General features: G+C 40.7%; 15 protein-coding genes and 1 pseudogene. 11 read left to right on the plus strand and 5 right to left on the minus strand.

The annotated features are described in order from the left end of the window. The 4 genes and pseudogenes from B4N75_RS09145 to B4N75_RS09160 form a co-directional block, all read right to left on the minus strand. A pseudogene (locus B4N75_RS09145) lies at window positions 1-218 on the minus strand (phospho-sugar mutase); the annotation flags it as partial. A gap of 21 nt (window positions 219-239) precedes the next feature. Next, window positions 240-2,099, minus strand: coding sequence for a phosphoglucomutase (locus B4N75_RS09150; protein WP_296707211.1), 1,860 nt, complete (start codon window positions 2,097-2,099; stop codon window positions 240-242). Window positions 2,100-2,289: 190 nt separating this feature from the next. Beyond that, the gene (locus B4N75_RS09155) at window positions 2,290-3,150 is read right to left on the minus strand and encodes a peptidoglycan DD-metalloendopeptidase family protein (protein WP_296669056.1); all 861 of its coding nucleotides are present in this window, start codon (window positions 3,148-3,150) and stop codon (window positions 2,290-2,292) included. 20 nt (window positions 3,151-3,170) lie between these two features. Continuing rightward, the gene (locus B4N75_RS09160) at window positions 3,171-4,235 is read right to left on the minus strand and encodes a hypothetical protein (RefSeq protein WP_296669055.1); all 1,065 of its coding nucleotides are present in this window, start codon (window positions 4,233-4,235) and stop codon (window positions 3,171-3,173) included. A gap of 185 nt (window positions 4,236-4,420) precedes the next feature. Between B4N75_RS09160 and B4N75_RS09165 the strand changes: the two genes are divergently transcribed. Then, window positions 4,421-5,071 (plus strand): PTS sugar transporter subunit IIA, encoded by a 651-nt coding sequence (locus B4N75_RS09165; protein ID WP_296669053.1) that lies wholly within the window; start codon window positions 4,421-4,423, stop codon window positions 5,069-5,071. 36 nt (window positions 5,072-5,107) lie between these two features. On the opposite strand, the gene B4N75_RS09170 is transcribed toward B4N75_RS09165, so the two are convergent. Next, on the minus strand, window positions 5,108-6,307 hold the full coding sequence (locus B4N75_RS09170; RefSeq protein WP_296669052.1) for a hypothetical protein: 1,200 nt from the start codon (window positions 6,305-6,307) through the stop codon (window positions 5,108-5,110). A gap of 220 nt (window positions 6,308-6,527) precedes the next feature. On the opposite strand from B4N75_RS09170, the gene B4N75_RS09175 reads away from it, so the two are divergent. The 10 genes from B4N75_RS09175 to B4N75_RS09220 all read left to right on the plus strand — a co-directional run bounded on the left by B4N75_RS09175 (window position 6,528) and on the right by B4N75_RS09220 (window position 19,754). Then, window positions 6,528-7,238: an RluA family pseudouridine synthase gene (locus B4N75_RS09175; protein WP_296669050.1), complete on the plus strand. Its 711-nt coding sequence runs from the start codon at window positions 6,528-6,530 to the stop codon at window positions 7,236-7,238. A 136-nt stretch (window positions 7,239-7,374) separates the two neighbouring features. Then, the gene (locus tag B4N75_RS09180; RefSeq protein ID WP_296669048.1) at window positions 7,375-7,848 is read left to right on the plus strand and encodes a ribosome maturation factor; all 474 of its coding nucleotides are present in this window, start codon (window positions 7,375-7,377) and stop codon (window positions 7,846-7,848) included. Window positions 7,849-7,929: 81 nt separating this feature from the next. Further along, the gene (gene nusA / locus B4N75_RS09185; protein ID WP_296707213.1) at window positions 7,930-9,384 is read left to right on the plus strand and encodes a transcription termination factor NusA; all 1,455 of its coding nucleotides are present in this window, start codon (window positions 7,930-7,932) and stop codon (window positions 9,382-9,384) included. A 103-nt stretch (window positions 9,385-9,487) separates the two neighbouring features. After that, window positions 9,488-12,307: a translation initiation factor IF-2 gene (gene infB, locus B4N75_RS09190; RefSeq protein ID WP_296707214.1), complete on the plus strand. Its 2,820-nt coding sequence runs from the start codon at window positions 9,488-9,490 to the stop codon at window positions 12,305-12,307. Continuing rightward, window positions 12,307-12,693 (plus strand): 30S ribosome-binding factor RbfA, encoded by a 387-nt coding sequence (rbfA, locus tag B4N75_RS09195; RefSeq protein ID WP_296692788.1) that lies wholly within the window; start codon window positions 12,307-12,309, stop codon window positions 12,691-12,693. The genes infB and rbfA overlap by 1 nt, the downstream gene beginning before the upstream one ends. Continuing rightward, a complete protein-coding gene (truB, locus tag B4N75_RS09200; RefSeq protein ID WP_296669043.1) occupies window positions 12,659-14,500 on the plus strand; it encodes a tRNA pseudouridine(55) synthase TruB in 1,842 nt (613 codons plus the stop codon). The genes rbfA and truB overlap by 35 nt, the downstream gene beginning before the upstream one ends. Window positions 14,501-14,521: 21 nt before the next feature. Then, the gene (gene rpsO / locus B4N75_RS09205) at window positions 14,522-14,788 is read left to right on the plus strand and encodes a 30S ribosomal protein S15 (protein ID WP_296020731.1); all 267 of its coding nucleotides are present in this window, start codon (window positions 14,522-14,524) and stop codon (window positions 14,786-14,788) included. A 20-nt stretch (window positions 14,789-14,808) separates the two neighbouring features. Next, a complete protein-coding gene (gene pnp, locus B4N75_RS09210; RefSeq protein ID WP_296020724.1) occupies window positions 14,809-16,917 on the plus strand; it encodes a polyribonucleotide nucleotidyltransferase in 2,109 nt (702 codons plus the stop codon). Window positions 16,918-17,048: 131 nt separating this feature from the next. Then, the gene (locus B4N75_RS09215) at window positions 17,049-18,512 is read left to right on the plus strand and encodes a DUF1846 domain-containing protein (protein WP_296707215.1); all 1,464 of its coding nucleotides are present in this window, start codon (window positions 17,049-17,051) and stop codon (window positions 18,510-18,512) included. 48 nt (window positions 18,513-18,560) lie between these two features. Beyond that, a complete protein-coding gene (locus B4N75_RS09220; RefSeq protein ID WP_296020709.1) occupies window positions 18,561-19,754 on the plus strand; it encodes a hypothetical protein in 1,194 nt (397 codons plus the stop codon). The last annotated feature ends 144 nt before the right edge of the window (window positions 19,755-19,898 follow it).

Raw genomic sequence — 19,898 nt, forward strand, 5'->3', positions numbered from 1 at the left:
GTGGCAAGGTTTATTTCGAGAGTGTTCATGCGGTTTGTTCCTCCGCCCATAACTCCGCGCAGTCCGCCTGTTCCAAATTCAAGAGTCTGATAGAATCTGTCTTCAAGCTCCTTCATATCCTCTTTTTCGACAAGCTCCTCAACTTCCTTCCGGAATCTCTCGTCCTTTTCTTCTTCGATGTACTTTTTGGCACGCTCAAGAATTTCTGATTTTTCCATAAATTTCTCCCATAAAAAGTTCTATGCTAGTGAATCTGCACGCAGAATCATCTTTGTTTCCCATTCAAGAAGCTTTTGTTCTTCTTTTGGTTTGTTTCCTTTTACATCGCACATTACGCGGAAAACAGGCTCTGTTCCGCTTCCGCGCATCCACATAAATGCGACAGGCTTTTCGTTTTCATCGTAAAAAATGATTTTGAGTCCGCCTTTGCCGCTCTGCGAATAATCGTCAATGTTTTTGGTTTCAACGGTTCCGTTTGTTCTGACAGCAACATAGCTTTCAAAACCGTACAGTTCCTTTAATTCATTTTTATGCAAATTCCACTGATTTTCAAATATTTTTTGAAATTTTGCCTTTAAAATTCCGTGATCTGTTGTTTTTATCTGAAGGACTGCCCTTTCTTCGCTTACGCCAGTAGTCGTGTAAACAGGCAAAGTTTCAATTATGTCGCGCAATGTGTAGTTTTCTTTGTATTTTTCCATTTGGCCGCTTGCTTCGCACCAAAGATGAAAAAGACCTTTTCTCAAAACTCCGTTGATTTGGTCGTCTTTTAAAATCAAAAGTTTTATAAGCGCAAAAATTGTACAAAGAGGGTCGCGCACTGCCGCCGGATGAGTAATGTTTCCGCCGTTTGAACCTTCGCCCAAAATGCGCACTGTCCAGCCTTCTCTTCGCTTTTCGCGCGCCAAATTTACGACATTTGCTTCGCCAACTTCCGCACGGAAAACTTCTGCCTTAAAAGCATGCGCGATTTCTTCGATTCTCATTGATGTAGGGCCGTTTACCGCAACACCGACTTTTTGTCCGCCAAAAAAAGAGCCGGTTTGTCCATTTTTTCCTGATAAAAAGAGCTCTGCTTTTTTTGCAAGTCCGCACCCTTGAGAAACTTGAGCCTGATATGCCGAATATGCAAGTTCTGAAAGAACTGAAAGCGCAAATCCTTCCTGTGCTCTTAAAAACTTTGCTTTTTGTTCAATTTCGTCCCAATAGACAATATTTCCACGGTCTCCGTCGCAGTCAGGCATGTAGCCAAGAATGCAGTTTTTGTCGCCAGCGGCCTGTCTTATTTCGATTTCGCGTGCGCACCAAACTAAATTTTCCGGTTCAGGAATAATTTCGTGGGCGATTTGTCCTGGAGCGCTGTTGATTGTCGTTAAGGAAATTCCACATTCGTTTAAAAATGCTTTGTCAATGGACATTGTGCGCGCAGAACCGTTCATATCTGCTACTACGCACAGCGGTTTTTGAATCAAGTTTTGTCTTATTTTTGCAAATACCGCATTTTGTACGGCAGGCTCTTTCGAACCCGAAATTACTTCTTTTTCAAAATTTCTGTAAGTGTTTGCCGCCGAATGTTTTGTCGCGATTGATTCTGCAAAAACCCAATCCAAATCAATGTCAGAACAGGAAGAAGCCAATTTTCGCGCATATTCAGCAGCATCAGGACGGACGCATTTTTTTTCAAATTCTGCAACGAGTTTTGCGTTTTCCTGTCCATTCAAAACACCTCCGTCATTCAGCCCGAATTTAATTCCGTTGTAGCCAATCGGGTTGTGGCTTGCCGAAATATAGACAAATCCGTCCGCCGAATGTGCATAAACCATAATTTCTGGAGAGGCAATGATTCCAGTATACGAAACTGCAATTTTTTTTGCCAGAAAAACCCTAAGCATTGTTTCTGCAATTGCCGGACCTGTAGGACGAGTGTCCATTCCAACTATAATTAAAGGGGATTTTTTTTGAGCAAGCATATAGTCTGCAAAGGTTTCTGCTGCAAGCGCCGCGATTGTGCGGTTTAAATTTCCGATTTCGCTATTGCCGTCGTCTTTTTCTCCGGATTCAGCAAAAACCTTGCGCCAGCCAGACGCTGATGTAATCATCTTGTGTTCCATAACAGAAACATTTTATCACCAAAAAAGACTAATCGCAATAAACTAGAAAATTCTTGTTTTTTATTTGGGACCGCAAGCCGCTTTCAAACCTGCTTTCCACGGTTCCGCTTTTGCTCCATCCGCCGCAGGCGGACGCTGCGCGCCGTTCCAATCAGGGGTGCATTTTTTTTGTTTAAATTCAATATGCTTCCACAGAATATGCAAGGATTTTTTCTTTTCCCAGAATATCTGCAACCGAAACTGTAATTCTGTTGTGTCCCTTCGGAATTGCAATTTCGCCTAAGAGCTGTCTTTTTTGGTCTGGATAAATTACAGAAGAAGAATAGTTGCTCTTATTGTTTACGCATAGTTTTCCGTCTATGCTTACCAGCGCGTCGTATGTAATTGTGTCGGCGACTGCTCCGTTTACAAGAATTGCCGTTTTGTATGGCATAGAAACCGGCCGCTGTGCGCAGTAAATAAAGTATGTCCCCGAAGGAATTCTTCTATTTTTGTCAAAATTATATTCAGTTCCTTTTTTATTTACAGCCGTAAGATTGAGAATTTCAAGCGGAAGCTCGTTTCCAAAGCGCGGCATTAAAATTCGCGGATTTACGAGCGTTTTGGCCTTTAAATCGACAACCTGAAATTCCAAAAGAGCGTTTCCTTCCTGCCAGCCGGAGCTTCCGCAGGTTCCAAGAGGGGTTGCGTTTTCAACTTCCGAAAGTTCATATCGTTTTTCCTGATCGTCAGAATTCAAATTTGCATAAACTGTCATCAAGCTGTCATCGTGAACGAGAATCACCGCGTTTCCAAGAGTGCTTTCAAAAAGCGAAGAATCTTCGTCATGTTCGCTCAAAACCGCGGTGACAGTTCCTTTGCTGGAAGTTTTAATTTCTCCGCTGTCGCTAAAAATCAGCGAAGGATTTATAACTCCGCCACGGGTGTGCGCAAAATATGCAAAAAAAGTGTCGGACATGATTTCTTCCTGCGGCCAGTCAAAACCAAAGGCAAAAAAAGAAACAAAAACTAATGTCAATATGGAATATATCTTTTTCATACAAAATCTGCCTCCGGCTTTTATTTAAACTCAATGTCCACTCTCGAAATCGAACTGTCTCGTCCGACAAAAAGCGAATTGTCTTTTACTGTTATGCAGGCGTTTTCCGCTTTAAAGCTAAATTTTCCGGAATAGACCGAGTGCTTTTGTATTACAGAAACTGAATAAATTCCGTCATTTTTGCTCAGGACAAAGATATTTTTTTTGTCGCCAGTTTCTTCTATCGAAAGAATATCGCCTTTTATCGGAATATGCTTTGATTTTAAAGTTTTGCAGTTTACAATGCCAAGACAGTCTTTGTGCGCAAAATAGCAGTAATCACCGGCGCTTGAAAATTTTACGAGAACCTGTTTTGTTGTATCTGATTCCAGATATTCATGAAAGAAGATTTTTGTAATTCCGTTTTCTTTTTTTGCAAGTGTGAATCTCTGCTGTTTTTGACCGCTTACGCTCGCTGTCGATAAATCGTCATCCGAAACTGCAAGACCTAGAATTACAGGATATTTGCTTCCGCCTGGCTCATACTGCTGTTCGATTTTTCCGTCTGTGTCAAAAATAAGAATTGATCCGTCCGCATAGCCTGCGGCAACTTTTTCGTTTGTAGAATCCAGAGCTGTAATAGGAACATAATTTTCAAATTTCCATTTTGGCTCAAAATTTTCATTCAAAAAAACAAAGCTTGTTCCGCCTGGCAACATAAGAAATTTTCTGTCTTTTTGAAAAAACGGAAATCCTTGCATTTTTAGTTCTTTCTTTTGATTTCCTTCTTTGGATATAAGCTTTAGGCTTTTGTCGCTTGTTCCGTAAATGCAGTAATCATCTGGACTGATTGCAATTTTGTACGGAAATGTAAAAGTCTGAGCAATTCGGCCTTCTTCTGTAAAATATCCTGCGTTTTGTCCAAGCCTGAACGGAATATATTGCGAAGGTTCGATTTTGTTTGAATCTGGAGAAGTTTTGTTGCAGTCAACCGTCCATTTGGTCACAAAATGAATTTCTTTAGAAAGAGGCTTTACTGCACAAAATGTATATGCAAGCACAATCGTTGCACATATCGTAGGAATTGGATTTATTTTTTTTAGCATGATTATTTTTATGGTATAATGATTAAAAATTATGGTCAAGTTTGATAAAAAAATGTTTTTTTTATCAGAATGTTCTTTAATTTTGCAATAAAGTTGAAGAAAATGTGTTTGCTTGACAAAATACCGTTCTAAATGCAAAATATGCAAAAGATTGTTAAGAGTTTATAAAAAATTTGGAGAAAAAAGTGGAAGACGATATCCTTACAATTGAAGAAGTTGCAAAATATCTGCGTGTTTCTGAACGCACTGTTTATGACTGGGCTCAAAAAGGCGAAATTCCTGCTGGAAAAATTGGAACGGTATGGCGTTTTAAAAAATCAGAGATTGAAAAATGGGTAAATGAACGTCTTTCTTCAAATATCAAAAAAGAAGAAAGCAATCCTGAAGTAATCGTAAAAAACATTCTTTCACCAGACCGCATTGTTTTTATAAATCATACTACAAAACGCGATGCTCTTGTTGAGCTTGCAAACAATTTGAGCACAGCTCCTCAGGTAAAATACAGCGATGAGCTTGTTACAGAAATTTTAAAGCGTGAAGAGCTTATGTCTACAGCAATAGGCCGTGGAATTGCAATTCCTCATGTGCGCCTGTCTTCCGTGACAGACCTTGTAATGAGTGTTGGAATCTGCAAGAAGGACATAATCGACTATCAGTCAATTGATGAAATTCCTGTAAGAATTTTGATTATGATTGCAGCGGCTTATAATCAGCACACATATTACCTTCAGACGCTGAGTTTTTTCAGTTCAAAATTAAAAGAAAAGGCTTTGCGTGATAAGCTTCTTGATGCTTCAACTCCAGAAGAGGTATATGCTCTTTTAACACGGAACTAGTCTTTGTCAGAACAGAAAAATTGTCTTTCTTTTAAGTTATTCGTAGAGTTCTACAGGAATCCAGTTTTTTCTGTCCTGCATGTCTTTTGCAATCATTCCAAAAGTTAGATTTTTTGCCGTAGTTTCTCCAAAAAGATATTCTTTTCCGTCGAGACTGTAGGTTTGTCCCTGTTTTCCCGGCAAATTTATTCCCACCATGGCATGGCTGTATTGAGTGCTTATAAACATAATTGAATCCAGTCCAAGATTTTTATAAAGGAGCATTAAAAGCATTGAGCGGCTGTCGCAGTCAGAGCCTGCCCCTTCGAGCGTTGCCGGAATATTTGTAAAATCGGCGCTGTCAGCTGAAGAGGATTTTCTTTCGTAGTTAAAATTTTGCGTCCAGGTTAAAAGTTTTTGCGCAATTGCCGCTTCCGGAAAATCCGGGGACTCTTTTTGACAATCTTCGAGCAGCGCGTTTGAAATGTCAAATGCCGCTTTTTTTGTGCGGCCCATTCCGTCTTTTGCAATTATTCTGTAAAAACGCTGCCATGCTTCTTTCCAGCATTTTTGGTTTACAAACAGTTTAAAAACTGAAAATTCACGGTCAACGACAAACTGGTTTGCTTCGGAATCATCTTTGTCCAAAACCGTGTTTATTTTTTTTCCGTCAATTGTGAGCGTTACTTTTTTTTGTCCGGCCTTTGGAAAGGCGAATGCGGTTATAAGTCCGCTTTCTTTAAAGCTTCCGCGGTCGACCATTATGCTGTCTAATATAGAAAGAATAAACTGTTCGCAGTTGTATGCCTTGTCTTCCGGGGCGAACGAAATAACTGTCAGAAAACTTTTTTTATCTGGAATAGGAATGGAAGCTCCCCAGCCGCACATTTTTGTGCCAAGCGCTTTTTCGCTTATTGTAATCTGAGAAACGGCGCATTCTCTGTTGCGCCATTTTGCCGTAGAAATTTCTCCAGCCGCAGAAAGTTTTTCTAAGGTTTTGCAAAGGGCTTGTGCGCTGCTTTGAAAATTTTCCTGCGGCCAGACTTTTACTGCGGTTTGGACCGGAAGAAGCTTGTGAGTAAAAAGAATTGAGCTTTCGTCTTCCGTCATATCTGAAATTTCTGACATTTCTGGAAAATCTATGCTGTAGCCGTAGATTGAACTTGAAATCAGTTCTGAAAACGAATGAAAACTTGGAAAAATTAAAAAGAATATTGCAAAAATCGAGCGGATAAAAGTTTGGTGGAATTTTTTCATAATTTTGACACTTCCATAAAATACTAGGCTAAAAAATACTTTTTTTGTAATATACACAACTGGACAAGGGATTGTAAGGGCGAGCGAAGCGCGTTCCAAAAATGTGATTGCGCTTTGCGAAATTGCATTTTTTGGAATGACAACCCTGAAAAGCCCGGTTTTTGCGCAAGCAAAAATGGCCCCAAAAAATCAAAAAAAATACTTACAGATTGATAATCGGATGAAAAATATTCAAATTGTATATGAAAATGAGGAAATTCTTCTAATAAATAAAGAAGCCGGAATGAGTGTTCAGGGCGGCGCAGGTATTGCGCATTCTTTGGACGAAGAGCTTTCTAAGCAGGTCGGTTATAAGGTTTTTTTGGTGCACAGGCTCGACAAGGAAACGTCCGGTCTTATGGTTGTTGCAAAGTCGGCTGCCGCGGCTAATAGATGGATTGGCTTGATTGCAGGAAAACAGGTAAAAAAAGAATATACGGCTGTATGTTTTGGATTGCCTTGTGTAAATGGAAAAACGGCTTTGGCTGGAACTTTAAAAGACAACGTTGTAAAAGCTGGACGTGAATTGAATGCTGTTACGGACTTTAAGGTTTTAAAATCTGGAAAAGTTAAAATTGTTTCTGGAACGGAAAATGCTGCTAAAAAGGAGGATGGTTCTTTTGAAAGTGAAGAAATCGAGCTTTCTGTCTTGCACCTTGCGCTTGGAACCGGAAGAATGCATCAGATAAGAATTCATCTTGCAAAGGCCGGCTGTCCGATTGTTCAGGATGATAAGCACGGAAACTTTAAATTGAATAAAAAGGCGCGGAAACTCGGCCTTAAAAAACTGTGTCTTGCTGCGACGACGATAACTCTTCCTGTCGATGGGAAAAAAACTGTTTTTAACGTGGATTTGCCGGAGCATATAAAAAAGGCGGCTGAACTTTTGTAGTTTTTTGTTATATAAGGAATTGTACTTGACATTTTTTTGTTAAAATCGTAAAGTATGTTAACATTTTAATAGTAATATTTAAATGGATCCGCGCAAACGGGTCCTTTTTTATTGCCGGAGCAAAATTACAGAGATTATGGATTATATACCTTTAACTTCTTATCCGCATTATCAGGAATGTGAAAATGTTGCTTCTTCGCTTGGCTACCACCTTGTTGAGTTAAAATTTTCTAAACATGGAAGCACGACTCATATTCTTGCTGTAATTACAGGAGATGATCCGAGTGTAAATATCGGCGTAAATGACTGCTCGAAGGTGCATCATGCGCTTCTTCCAAAAATTGAAGAAATTCTTGGAACTGATGATACTTACATGGAGCTTACTTCTCCTGGAATGGAGCGAAATATAAAAAATGCGGCTGAATTTGCGTTTTTTAAAGGACGTCAGGTCCGGGTTTGGGATAAAACAGTTACGGATTGGGTCGGTGGAAAAGTTGTTTCCTCTGACAATGCTTCGATAACGCTCGAAGTTGAAAATTCGGATGGTTCTGTTGAGCAGAAGACTGTTTCTTATGCAGATATAGCAAAAGCAAAATTTATTCATTTGTAATTGCAGAATTGAATTTTTTGGGAAGCCTCTAAAAAATGAGGCAACCGTTAATTTTTTTCTACTTCAAAAGGGAGAAATAATATGTCAGAAATGTCAGAAGCGATTCGGGAACTCATAGAAGAAAAGGGAGTTTCTGTAGAATCTGTTAAACAGACTGTAGAGTCTGCAATCAAGGCGGCTTACAAAAAAACTTTCGGAACAGCGGACAACTGCGAAGTTCATTTTGCAGATGATTTGTCGGATGTTTCGGTTTACTCGAAAAAAGTAATTGTAGATGGTGTTTACGACCCTGTGACAGAAATTGAACTTGAAGATGCGCTTAAAATGAGCGAGGAATGTGAAGTTGGAGATGAAATCCTTATTCTTGTTGATCCAAAGACTTTTGAGCGTTCTGCTGTTTCTACTGGAAAACAGGCTGCTCATCAGGGGTTGAGCGAAAGCTTTAAAAACAATCTTCTGGCAGAAAATAAAGACAAAATCGGCGAAGTTATCATTGGATATTATCAGCGCGAATACAACGGAAATATTTACGTTGATCTTGGTAAAGTTGAAGGAGTTCTTCCAAAAAAATATCAGAGCTCACGCGAGATTTATCAGAAAAATGACAGAATTAAGGCTATTGTTGTTGACGTAAAAACTACTTCTTCTGGAGTTCAGCTGGTTTTGAGCCGCACAGATCCTAAATTCGTACAGTCAATTATTGAGCTTGAAGTTCCTGAACTTGAAGATAAGACAGTCGAAATTTACAAAATTGTTCGTGAAGCAGGTTATCGCACTAAGATTGCAGTTTTCTCTAACAAGGAAGATGTGGATCCTGTAGGCGCATGTGTTGGTCTTAAGGGGGTACGTATTCAGAATGTAATCCGCGAGCTTGAAGGTGAAAAAATCGACGTTTTGCACTATGACCAGAATCCTGTTGAGTTTATTAAAAACGCGCTTTCGCCTGCCGAAGTTGAGAAAGTTTTGATTACGGATGAAGAAAAAAAACAGGCTCTTGCAATTGTAAACGAAAGTCAGTTCTCTCTTGCTATCGGAAAATCTGGCATGAATGTTCGTCTTGCAAACCGTCTCTGCGACTGGTCAATTGACGTAAAAACCGAAGAGCAGGCTGCAGAAATGGATTTGAGCCAGTTCTCTACACGCAAGGCTGCGGAAAATCTATTTAACAATTCTTCAGAAGAAAGCACTGGTTCTGAAGAAAGCGAACCGATTTCGACGATTTCTGAATTGCCAGGAGTTGATGTTGATGTTGCTGCAAGGCTCAAGGCTGCTGGATTTGATGATATTCAGACTTTTGTTGATTCGTTCGATTCTGATTCAATCAATGTTGAAGGCGTAACCCAGGAAGAGCTTGAAAAAGTGAATTCAATCATTCGCGATGTAGTTGAATTTGTTGAAGATGATTCTGAAAAAACAGAAGAAGAAAAGCCTGGACAGGCAGAAGAGGAAGAGTATTTCTGTCCTGAATGTGGCGCAAAAATCACTTTGGATATGACAAAATGTCCAAAATGTGGCGTAGAATTTGAATTTGAGTAATAAAAAACGGTAGAATAAAAAGTCTTTGAAATTTTAATAAATTTTAATATCGAAGGCTAAAAGAGTAGTGCGAGAAAAATTATAAGGGGAAAAACGAGAAAATATGGCTGAAGAAACAGAGAAAAAGCCCGGATTTGTATTGAATAAGAAAAAAGCAGAACCAGCAGAAAACAAAGCATCTGCTGCTATTTCTGCAAATTCAGGTACACCGGAAAAGAGAAAAATTGTAGTCGTAAAGAGAAAAGCGCCTGCGCAGGCTCAGGAAAGTGCGGCTGAAAACGGAGAAAATAAAAAGCGTCCGGTTCCAGTTGTAAAAAAATCTCCTGTACCGGCAGCAGCAGCTTCTTCTGCTCCTCGTCCTCAGCAACAGCGTCCTGCTGGACAGACTCGTACTACTTTTGAAATCGGCTCTGCAAGACCAAATGTAAAAGCCGGCAATCTTTCAACTCCAAACCGTCAGCGTAACGGCGGTTACAACCGTGGTCAGAACGGTGGTTATGGCAATCGCGAAGGTGGCTATAACGGCGGTTATGGAAACAGAAATTATAACAATAACGGACAGCGTTCCGGAGGTTTTTCTGGAGCGCAGGCGCGCGAAAATTATCAGAACCGCGATAGAAACGCTCAAGGCGGCGGATTTAACCGTCAGGGCGGATTCAACCGCGGTCCAAACGGACAAGGCGGCGGATTTAACCGTCAGGGCGGATTCAACCGCGGTCCAAATGGACAAGGCGGATTTAACCGTGGACCAAATCAGGCTGGAAGACCAGGATTTGGCAGCCGTCCAGGATTTGGCGGTGGAAGACCGGGTTTTGGAGGAGCGCCAGTTGCATCTGCAATTCCTGAACAGAAAGGACCTGGAAAAAAGGCTTTTAAAGGCAAAAAACAGGTTTACAACAACCGCAAGGACAAGGAAGAGCTTTTTGACGAAGAAGAACTTTATAAGAAGAAGGCAGTTACTCCTGCAAGCGTAGTTCCAAAGTCAATCGATATTATGGAATCTGTTTCGATTTCTGATTTGGCAAAGAAAATGAACCTTAAAGCCAGCGAAATCATCGGAAAGCTTATGTCAATGGGAATGATGGTTACAATAAACCAAAGCATTGATTCTGACACAGCAACTCTTCTTGCTGCCGAATACGGCTGTGATGTTCATCTTGTTTCTCTTTATGACGAAACTGTAATTGAAAGCGACAAGGGTGAAGAAGGAAATGAGCTTCCTCGTCCGCCAATTGTTACCGTAATGGGACATGTTGACCACGGTAAGACAAAAACACTTGATGCAATCAGAAAAACAAATGTTGCAGCTGGCGAAGCCGGCGGAATTACACAGAAAATCGGTGCTTATCAGGTTAAGACTGAAAAGGGCGTAATCACATTCCTCGATACTCCTGGACACGAAGCCTTTACAATGATGCGTGCTCGTGGTGCTCAAATTACAGATGTCTGTGTTCTTGTAGTTGCCGCAGATGACGGTGTAATGCCGCAGACACTCGAAGCCTTGAGCCATGCAAAAGATGCGAAAGTTCCGATTATCGTTGCAGTTAACAAAATTGATAAGCCGGATGCAAATCCTGACCGAGTAATGACACAGCTTTCTGAACAGGGGCTTACTCCTGAAGAATGGGGCGGAGACACTCAGTACGTAAAAATTTCTGCTCTTAAAGGCGAAGGAATCAGCGAGCTTCTTGATGCAATTCTTCTTCAGGCAGAAATGCTTGAATTAAAGACTCATTGGGATACACGTGCAGAAGGAAAAGTTATTGAATCTCATGTTGACCAGGGACGCGGTGTTATTGCTGATGTTATGGTTCAGAGCGGTACATTGAAGGTTGGAGATCCGTTTGTTGCCGGAATTTATTCTGGAAAAGTACGCGCAATGTTCAACGACCGCGGAGAAAAAGTAAAAGAAGCTACTCCTTCTATGCCAGTTGAAGTTCTCGGTTTAGATGAGATGCCGAATGCCGGGGATCCGTTCCAGGTTACAGAAACTGAACGCGATGCCCGCGATATTTCAAACAAACGCCAGGAACTCAAGCGTTTTGAGGCGGCAAAGGCTGTTAAGAAAGTTACATTGGACAACCTCGTTTCTACAATCGAAGCAAGCGAAGTAAAAGAATTGAAGGTTATCATAAAAGCTGACCTCCAAGGTTCTGCAGAGGCGTTGAAACAGTCTCTCGAAAAACTCTCAACTCCGGAAATTCGCTTGAACGTAATTCATTCTTCTGCCGGCGCAATCAACGAAAGCGACGTTACTCTTGCAGCCGCAGATGAAAATGCAATCATTATTGGATTTAATGTTCGTCCAACGGCAAAAGCTAAGATGCTTGCTGATGAAGAAAAAGTAGAAATCAGAAAATACAACGTTATCTATAAATGTGTTGAAGAGATTCAGCAGGCAATGGAAGGAATGCTCCGTCCAGATACAATTGAACAGAATATCGGTATGGTTGAAGTTCGCAACACATTCCGTGTTCCAAAAGTTGGAGTTATTGCAGGATGTTCAGTTACAGAAGGTCTTGTTAAAAAATCAGCTACTGTTAACCTTATCAGAGACGGAATTGTTAAATGGACAGGAAAAATTTCTTCGCTCAAACGTTACAAGGACGATGCAAAAGAAGTTAAGGCCGGTTTTGAATGTGGTATCGGTCTTGAAAACTGGCAGGACATTCAGGTTGGCGATCAGCTTGAAGTTATTGAATACGTTGAAGTTGCAAGAAAACTTGGCGAATCTCTCGTAGATGAAAAAGCCGAAGCAGAAGCAAAGGCTAAAGAGAGAATTGCCGCTGCAAAAGCCGAAGCAGAAGCTGCAGCAGCGCAGATTGCCGCAGAAGAAGCAGAAGCAAAGGCTAAAGGAAAAGCAAAAAAAGCAGCAAAAGATAAGTTAAATCCTTCATTTGTTCCGAATGGAGATGCTGAATAATGGGTGAATTTAGACTTGCAAAACTGGGTGAGCAGATTCGCGGCGAAATTGCACTGCTTGTCAGCACCCAGAAAATAAAAGATCCGCGTGTTTCAACTTTTTTGACGATAAATCGTGTTGAAGTTGCCGCAGATTTGGCTTATGCAAAAGTTTATGTTTCGAGTTTTTTGCCAGAGGGACAGATTTTAAAAGGAGTTGCCGGGCTTAACAGCGCGGCAGGATTCATACAGTCGTCAATCGCAAGAAAACTTACAATTCGAAAATTTCCAAAACTCAGTTTTATTGCTGACAGTTCAATAAAGGACGGCTTTGAGATGGTAAATAAATTAAATCGTCTTGAAGCAGAGGAAAATGAGATCCGCAGACAGCAGACAGACGGGCAGTAACGCAAACTCCGGAATTTTGCTTTTAAGCAAGCAGTCCGGAGAAACGAGTTTTGCTTCTTTATCGGCAGTAAAAAAATCTCTTGGCACAAAAAAAGTCGGGCACACGGGAACATTGGATTCCTTTGCGGACGGGCTTCTTGTCGTTCTTACAGGCCATTTGACGCGTCTAGTTTCTCATATTACAAATTTTGGAAAAACTTACCTTGCATTGATTGAATTCGGCACGGAAACCGATACCCTCGATCCAACCGGAAATGTAATAAAGACAGGAAGAATCCCTGACGAAGAAGAAGTTCGCGCGGCTTTGAAAAAGTTCAAAGGAGAAATTGAACAGGTTCCGCCAAAATTCAGCGCGCTTCACGTAAATGGAAAAAGGGCCAGCGACCTTATGCGAAGCGGCGAGGAAGTTGAACTTGCGCCGAGAAAAATAACAATTCACTCAATCGTATTGCTTGATTTTTTTGAAAAATATGCTCTTGTCGAAGTCAGCTGTTCAAAAGGAACTTATATCCGCTCTCTTGCCCGCGATATTGCAAAGGAATGTGGAACCGTCGCTCATTTAAAGGCTTTGCGTCGCACTGGAGTAGGGCCTTTTTATTTAAAAAATGCGGCAGGCCATGAAGATTTGGAAGAATTTACGATTTCAAGCCTTGTATATGGCGAAAAAAAATCTTTAAAAAACAGAAAAAGCGATCCTTGTTTTGCGGAAAAGGTAAGAAATTCAACTTATCCGATGACGGCAGAAATTGCGCGTTTATGTGGATTTTCTCCGGCCATGCTTTGCACAGGCTACGTTCAAGATTTTGCCAACGGGCGTCTTTTAAGAAGACATTCGTTCTATTTTGAAGAAAAAACTCCTGAAAACTGTGAACTTGCGGTTTTTTATCCTGATTTAAAGTTTGCAGGAACAGTGAAAAGAAACGGCAGAAAATTCAGTTACGGTTTTGTAATTCAGCCGGAAGAGCAAAAACTGAAAATATATTCCTGGGAGCAGGTTGTAAACGGAAAGCCCATAAAGGATTTTGGAAGTCAGAAAACAGCCCTTAGCATTGGGAGTTTTGATGGAATGCATATCGGGCACGATTCGATTTTTGATTCAATTCTTGAAAAAAAACAGCTTGTGCCGGGAATTGTAACATTTCGCCATTCTACACGGCTTGAAAAGTCCGGAAAAGATTTTAGCGGAGAGGTTTCATCGCTCTCTCAAAAGCTAGAATTCTTTATGCGTAAAGGATTTAAGTTTGTCGTTGTAATTGACTTTTCCGACGATTTTACTAAAATACAAGGAAGTGATTTTCTGTCAATTTTAAAAGATAACTGCAATGTAAAATATCTTGCCGAAGGTGAAGATTTTAGATGCGGTTACAAAGGCTTGACCGATATTCCTGCTTTAAAAGAATTTTGCGCTAAAAATAAAATCGAGCTTAATGTTGTCAGTTTTGTTGATTATTCTGGCAAAAAAGTAAGTTCTTCAAGAATTCGTGAGGATGTTCTTGATAAAAAGTTTAATGAAATAAGCATAATGCTCAGAAATCCGTATACTATTGACTGTGCGGGTTTTGAATGGTATAGGGAAACAATAGAAGGAAAAAATTATCTGACCGCAAAAAAACACGGAAGTCAGATTTTTCCGCCTGATGGTGAATATGCTGTCAAAATAAAAATGGTAATTTCTGGAAGCGAAGAGATTTCCGCAGCAAAAACTGTAGCCTGTAAATTAGATTCCGGTTTACTTCGCGTGCTGGATTCTGACGGATCGCTCAGAGGCTTTGTGCGGGCAATTCAATTTGGTTACCCAGAGAAATAAATATTTTAAGGAGTAAGTAAAATGCTTACAAAAGAAGAATCAGCTGCAGTAGTCAGCAAATTTGGCAAAAACGAAGCCGACACAGGAAACACAAAAGTTCAGATCGCTCTCCTTACTGAACGCATCAAACAGCTTACAGTTCACTGCCAGCACTTCCCAAAAGACGCAGGCGCATCACGTGGATTGCTCAAAGTAATCGGACAGCGCCGCAAGATGCTTAAATATCTTCAGAGAAAGGATTTGGAAGTTTACCGCCAGCTTATTAAAGAACTTGGTCTCCGCAAATAATAAACGTGGAGGTGTAAGTAATGGCAGTAAATAGAGTAACTTACAAAATTGGTGATGAAGATTTAATTCTCGAAACTGGAAAAATCGGTAAACAGGCAAACGGATGTGTTTATGCGCAGTACGCAGGAACATCTGTAATTGCAACTGTATGTGCCTCTTCCGAAGTTAAAGAGGGATTGGACTTTGTCCCGGTTACTGTTGAATACAATGAAAAATATTATGCCGCAGGAAAAATTCCAGGAGGCTTTGTAAAACGTGAAGGTCGTCCAAAGGACAAGGAAATTTTGGTTTCTCGCCTTATTGACCGTCCTATGCGTCCTCTTTTTGAACCTGCATTTGGTCGTGAAATCCAGATTGTTCCGACTTGTGTTTCTGCCGACGGAATCAATCCACCGGACATTCTTGCAGTAATTGCCGCTTCTGCAGCAGTATCAATTTCTGATATTCCATTCCATGGACCAGTTGCAGCGGCAAGAGTCGCTTATATTGACGGACAGTATGTAATCAACCCGACTTTCTATCAGCAGGAAAAAGCTCAGCTCGAAATCGTTGTTGCCGGAACAAAAGACGGATTTACGATGGTTGAAGGCGGTGCAAACGAAGTCAGCGAGGAAGTAATGCTCGGCGCTCTTGAACAGGCGCAGGGCTTTATTACGGCTATGTGCGAGCTTCAGGAACAGCTTGTTGCAAAATGTGGAAAAGAAAAACTTCCGCTTGCTCCACTTAATGTTGAGCTTGCAAACAAAGAGCAGATTATTGCAGATGCAACACCTCTCCTTGAAAAAGCATGTTTCCAGGACGGAAAAATGACTCGCGGCAAGGCAATTGCCGCGGCAAAAGAGCAGGTTGCACAGAAATATGCTGAACAGTTGTCAGATGAAATTCAGAAAAAGCTTTTTGATTCTTGCTTTGATGATATTCAGTACAACTTGCTTAGAAAGAGCATTTTGGACAAAGGCTTGAGAATTGATGGCCGTAAATGTGACGAAATTCGTCCGATTACTTGCGAAGTGAACGTTCTTCCTCGTCCACACGGTTCGGCTCTTTTTACACGTGGCGAAACTCAGTCCTTGGCAGTTTGTACTCTTGGCACAACACTCGATGCCCAGGTTTATGACGATATTGATGGAGAAAGAAGCGAAAACTTTATTCTTCATTACAATTTCCCTCCTTATTCTGTTGGAGAAGTTGGACGTCTTACAACAGGCCGCCGCGAAATTGGACACGGAAACCTTGCCCGCCGTTCTTTGGCAGCCATGGTTCCGCCAGTTACAGAATTTCCTTATACCGTTCGCGTAGTTTCTGAAATCATGGAATCTAACGGTTCTTCTTCTCAGGCTTCTACTTGTGGCGGTTGTCTTGCAATGCTCGCTGCTGGCGTTCCTATGAAGAAGATGGTTGCAGGAATTGCAATGGGTCTTATTACAGAACCAGAAGGCGACAATCCTTACGGAAATTACAAGATTCTTTCTGATATCCTTGGTGAAGAAGACCATCTCGGCGATATGGACTTTAAGGTAGCCGGAACAAAAGACGGAATTACTGGTTTCCAGATGGATATTAAGATTGCCGGTGTAACAACACAGATTATGAAAGAAGCTCTCGCCCAGGCAAAAGCCGGACGCTTGCATATTCTTTCGATCATGGAAAAATGCATCGACAAGCCTCAGCCTATTAGTCCGTTTGCGCCAAAAATCTTGACTATGAAAATTAGTCCGGATAAAATCGGCGCTTTGATTGGCCCTGGCGGAAAGAACATTAAAGCTCTTTGCGCACAGTACGGCGTTACAATCAACACAGAAGATGACGGAACTGTTCAGATTTACGGAAAAACCGGAAAATCTGCTGAAGAAGCGAAACTCGCTGTAAAAGGCATTTGTGAAGATCCAGAAGTTGGAACAATTTACAACGGCACTGTAAAGCGCATAATGGATTTTGGTGCTTTTGTTGAAATTTTGCCAGGAAAAGAAGGCTTGTGCCACATTTCTAAACTTTCAAGACAGAGAGTTGAAAAAGTGACGGACGTTCTTAAAGAAGGCCAGCAGATTCCTGTAAAACTTCTTGAAGTAGACAAAATGGGAAGATTGAATCTTTCCTATGTTGATGCGCTTGAAGAGCTAAAAAAATAATTAACGCTTAAAATGTTAAATTATTAAACAAAAAATGGCTGTTTGAAGACTGATTTTCAGACAGCCATTTTTTTTGTCAAAATCTCACTGCCATAGAAAAAAAAGTTCAAATCGTTTATACTTTTTAAGATATGAAAAAAGGTTTTGATAACGATAAATATTTGAAAATTCAGTCTGAACACATTAAAGAGCGTATTTCGCATTTTGGAAACAAGCTTTATTTGGAATTTGGCGGTAAACTTTTTGACGACTTTCATGCAAGCCGTGTTTTGCCTGGGTTTGAGCCAGACAGTAAACTCAAGATGCTTTTGCAGCTGGCTGATATGGCAGAAATTATAATCGTAATCAGCGCATTGGATATTGAAAAAAACAAAGTCCGCGGCGACTTGGGTATTACTTATGACAAAGATGTCCTTCGTCTGCGCCAGGAATTTATGGACAGAGGGTTATTTGTAGGTTCTGTTGTTATTACGCATTATTGCGGACAGGAAGGTGCAAAGGCCTTTGCTAAACGTCTTAAAAAACTTGGAATAAAGTCTTATTTCCATTATTTGATAGAAGGCTATCCGAGCAACGTTGCTCTTATCGACAGCGATAAAGGCTATGGAAAAAATGATTATGTAGAAACCTCCCGTCCGCTTGTTGTTGTTACAGCTCCAGGTCCTGGGTCTGGCAAAATGGCTGTCTGCTTAAGCCAGCTTTATAACGAAAATGTTCGCGGTGTAAAGGCAGGATATGCCAAGTTTGAAACGTTTCCTATTTGGAATCTTCCTCTAAAGCATCCTGTAAACCTTGCTTACGAAGCGGCAACTGCCGATTTAAACGATGTTAATATGATTGACCCATGGCATCTTGAGGCTTATGGGGTTACGACTGTAAACTACAACCGCGATATAGAAATTTATCCGGTGCTGGATGCAATCTTTAAGGGAATTTTTGGAGAAAATCCATATAAATCGCCGACGGATATGGGCGTCAATATGGCAGGCAACTGTATCTTTGACGACGAGGCATGCTGCTATGCGAGCCGTCAGGAAATTATCAGACGCTACTATACTGCTTTGTGCAACCTTGCTGACGGGAAGTGCGAAGAATCCGAAGTAAACAAACTTACTCTTTTAATGCAGCAGGCAAAGATAACTCCGGCCGACCGTCTTGTTACAGTTGCCGCAAGCAAACGCGCAGAAAAATCCGGACTTCCAGCGGCCGCAATCGAACTGAACGACGGCACAATAATCACTTCAGAAACATCAGATTTGCTTGGAACTTGCGCGGCCCTCATATTAAACGCAATCAAGCATCTTGCGGGAATTAACCACAGCGTAAAACTTATTCCTGCCGCAATGATTGCGCCTATTCAGAATATGAAGGTGAACTATTTGCAGGGAAACAATCCGCGCCTTCATACAGATGAAGTTTTGGTAGCTCTTTCTATGCTCAGTCCAAACAACGAAAACTGCAAAAAGGCTCTTGAGCAGCTTCCTGCTTTAAAAGGCTGTCAGGTTCATACGAGCGTAATGCTTAGCGAAGTAGACCGCAAGATTTTTAAAAAACTCGGCGTCGATTTAACAAGCGATCCTGTAAAAAAACGCTAGGATTGCTGTCTTAGGCGGTAAATGCACGGACCGATGCGGAAAAGTTCTATGACCGATGTTGAAAATCTTGAAAAACTTATAAAAGACATTTTTAATGTTGAAAAAATTGTAAAAAACAAGAAGAACACAAACAAGTGCATTTCGCCGCTAAACAGTGAGCCAAAAAATCTTTTTGCCGAAAACTTTATAAAGCGGCTCAAACGCCTTCAAAAAAAGTATTCTGCGGACAGACAGGCAATTGTTCAGATTACAGAAAAAGTAAAGAACATAGCGGAAGCAAGAAACTCCAGATGGGCAGGACCTTATTCTGAGCTTGTTGCCTTGGATTTTTATTCGCAGTTTTCGGAATTTTTTAATCTCAGCTATATAAATATTCTTCCTGTCGAAAAGCACAAAAGCGCGATCCCCTCAAAAATCGGGCACACTCAGACAATAGACATTGATTTGTGCCTGCATTTTAGGCACTACGACATTTTTACGGACGTAAAGTCATTCAACTGCATTCATCAAAACATTCTCGAAGAAATATTTGAACGTGTTGAAGAATATTCAATGCTTTCGTTAAAAAAATCTGTAATGATTGGAGCAGATAACCGCTCGGAAATCGATTATTCAGAAGTAAAGAAAAACCTTGGGTTTGAAAAAGGACGGATTTTTCGGGCTTTAGTACAGGCTGTTTCGGAAAATAAACGGGTTTTAAAATATACTTCCCGTTCTGGAATAGATTTTACATTCAGAATTCAGTACACCGATATTTTGACAACAGTTGCAGAATATTCACCGTTTGCCATGGCGGAAGCTTACAAGTTTAAGTTTTTGGATTACGGCTCAAAACTTTTGGACAACGAATATTCGGTCATTACAATCGTAAAAAATCCGTGGTTTAACAGCGAGACAGTTGATTTTGGCGACTTTAACAATCTTTTTTACCGCTCGCTTGCGCGCCGTACGTTTATCGAACTGAACCGAATTGACGAAAAAGCCTCTGAACATTCCGGGGCATACTGCTCAACGCAGCTTACGGTAAAAGAAGTTGCTCAAAACCTCGCAGGAATTATATTTATTGACGATAACAGCGCAACCGAAAAAATGCAAAAATCGCTATATAGCGCCTATTTTTATATGAACCCGAACTATAAAAACAAAACGCCTCTTACGATTCGCAAAATGGAAAAATACTTTAGAAACTCCCGCGAAATTCAAATTCAAGATTTTGACGACTTTAAGTGGGACAACTATTAGCCAAACTTCGGCATTCAGACTATTAGCAGGAAAACGCCTGTTTACATAAATTTGACTGCACTTTTCACAAGAACGCAAATTCATTAAAATATCAACGATTCTTCTATATAGCCCCAACTTCAAGTTTTGATAAGAACAGTAATT

It is taken from the genome of Treponema sp. UBA7570, from assembly GCA_002477955.1.
In the GTDB taxonomy this organism is placed as follows: domain Bacteria; phylum Spirochaetota; class Spirochaetia; order Treponematales; family Treponemataceae; genus Treponema_D.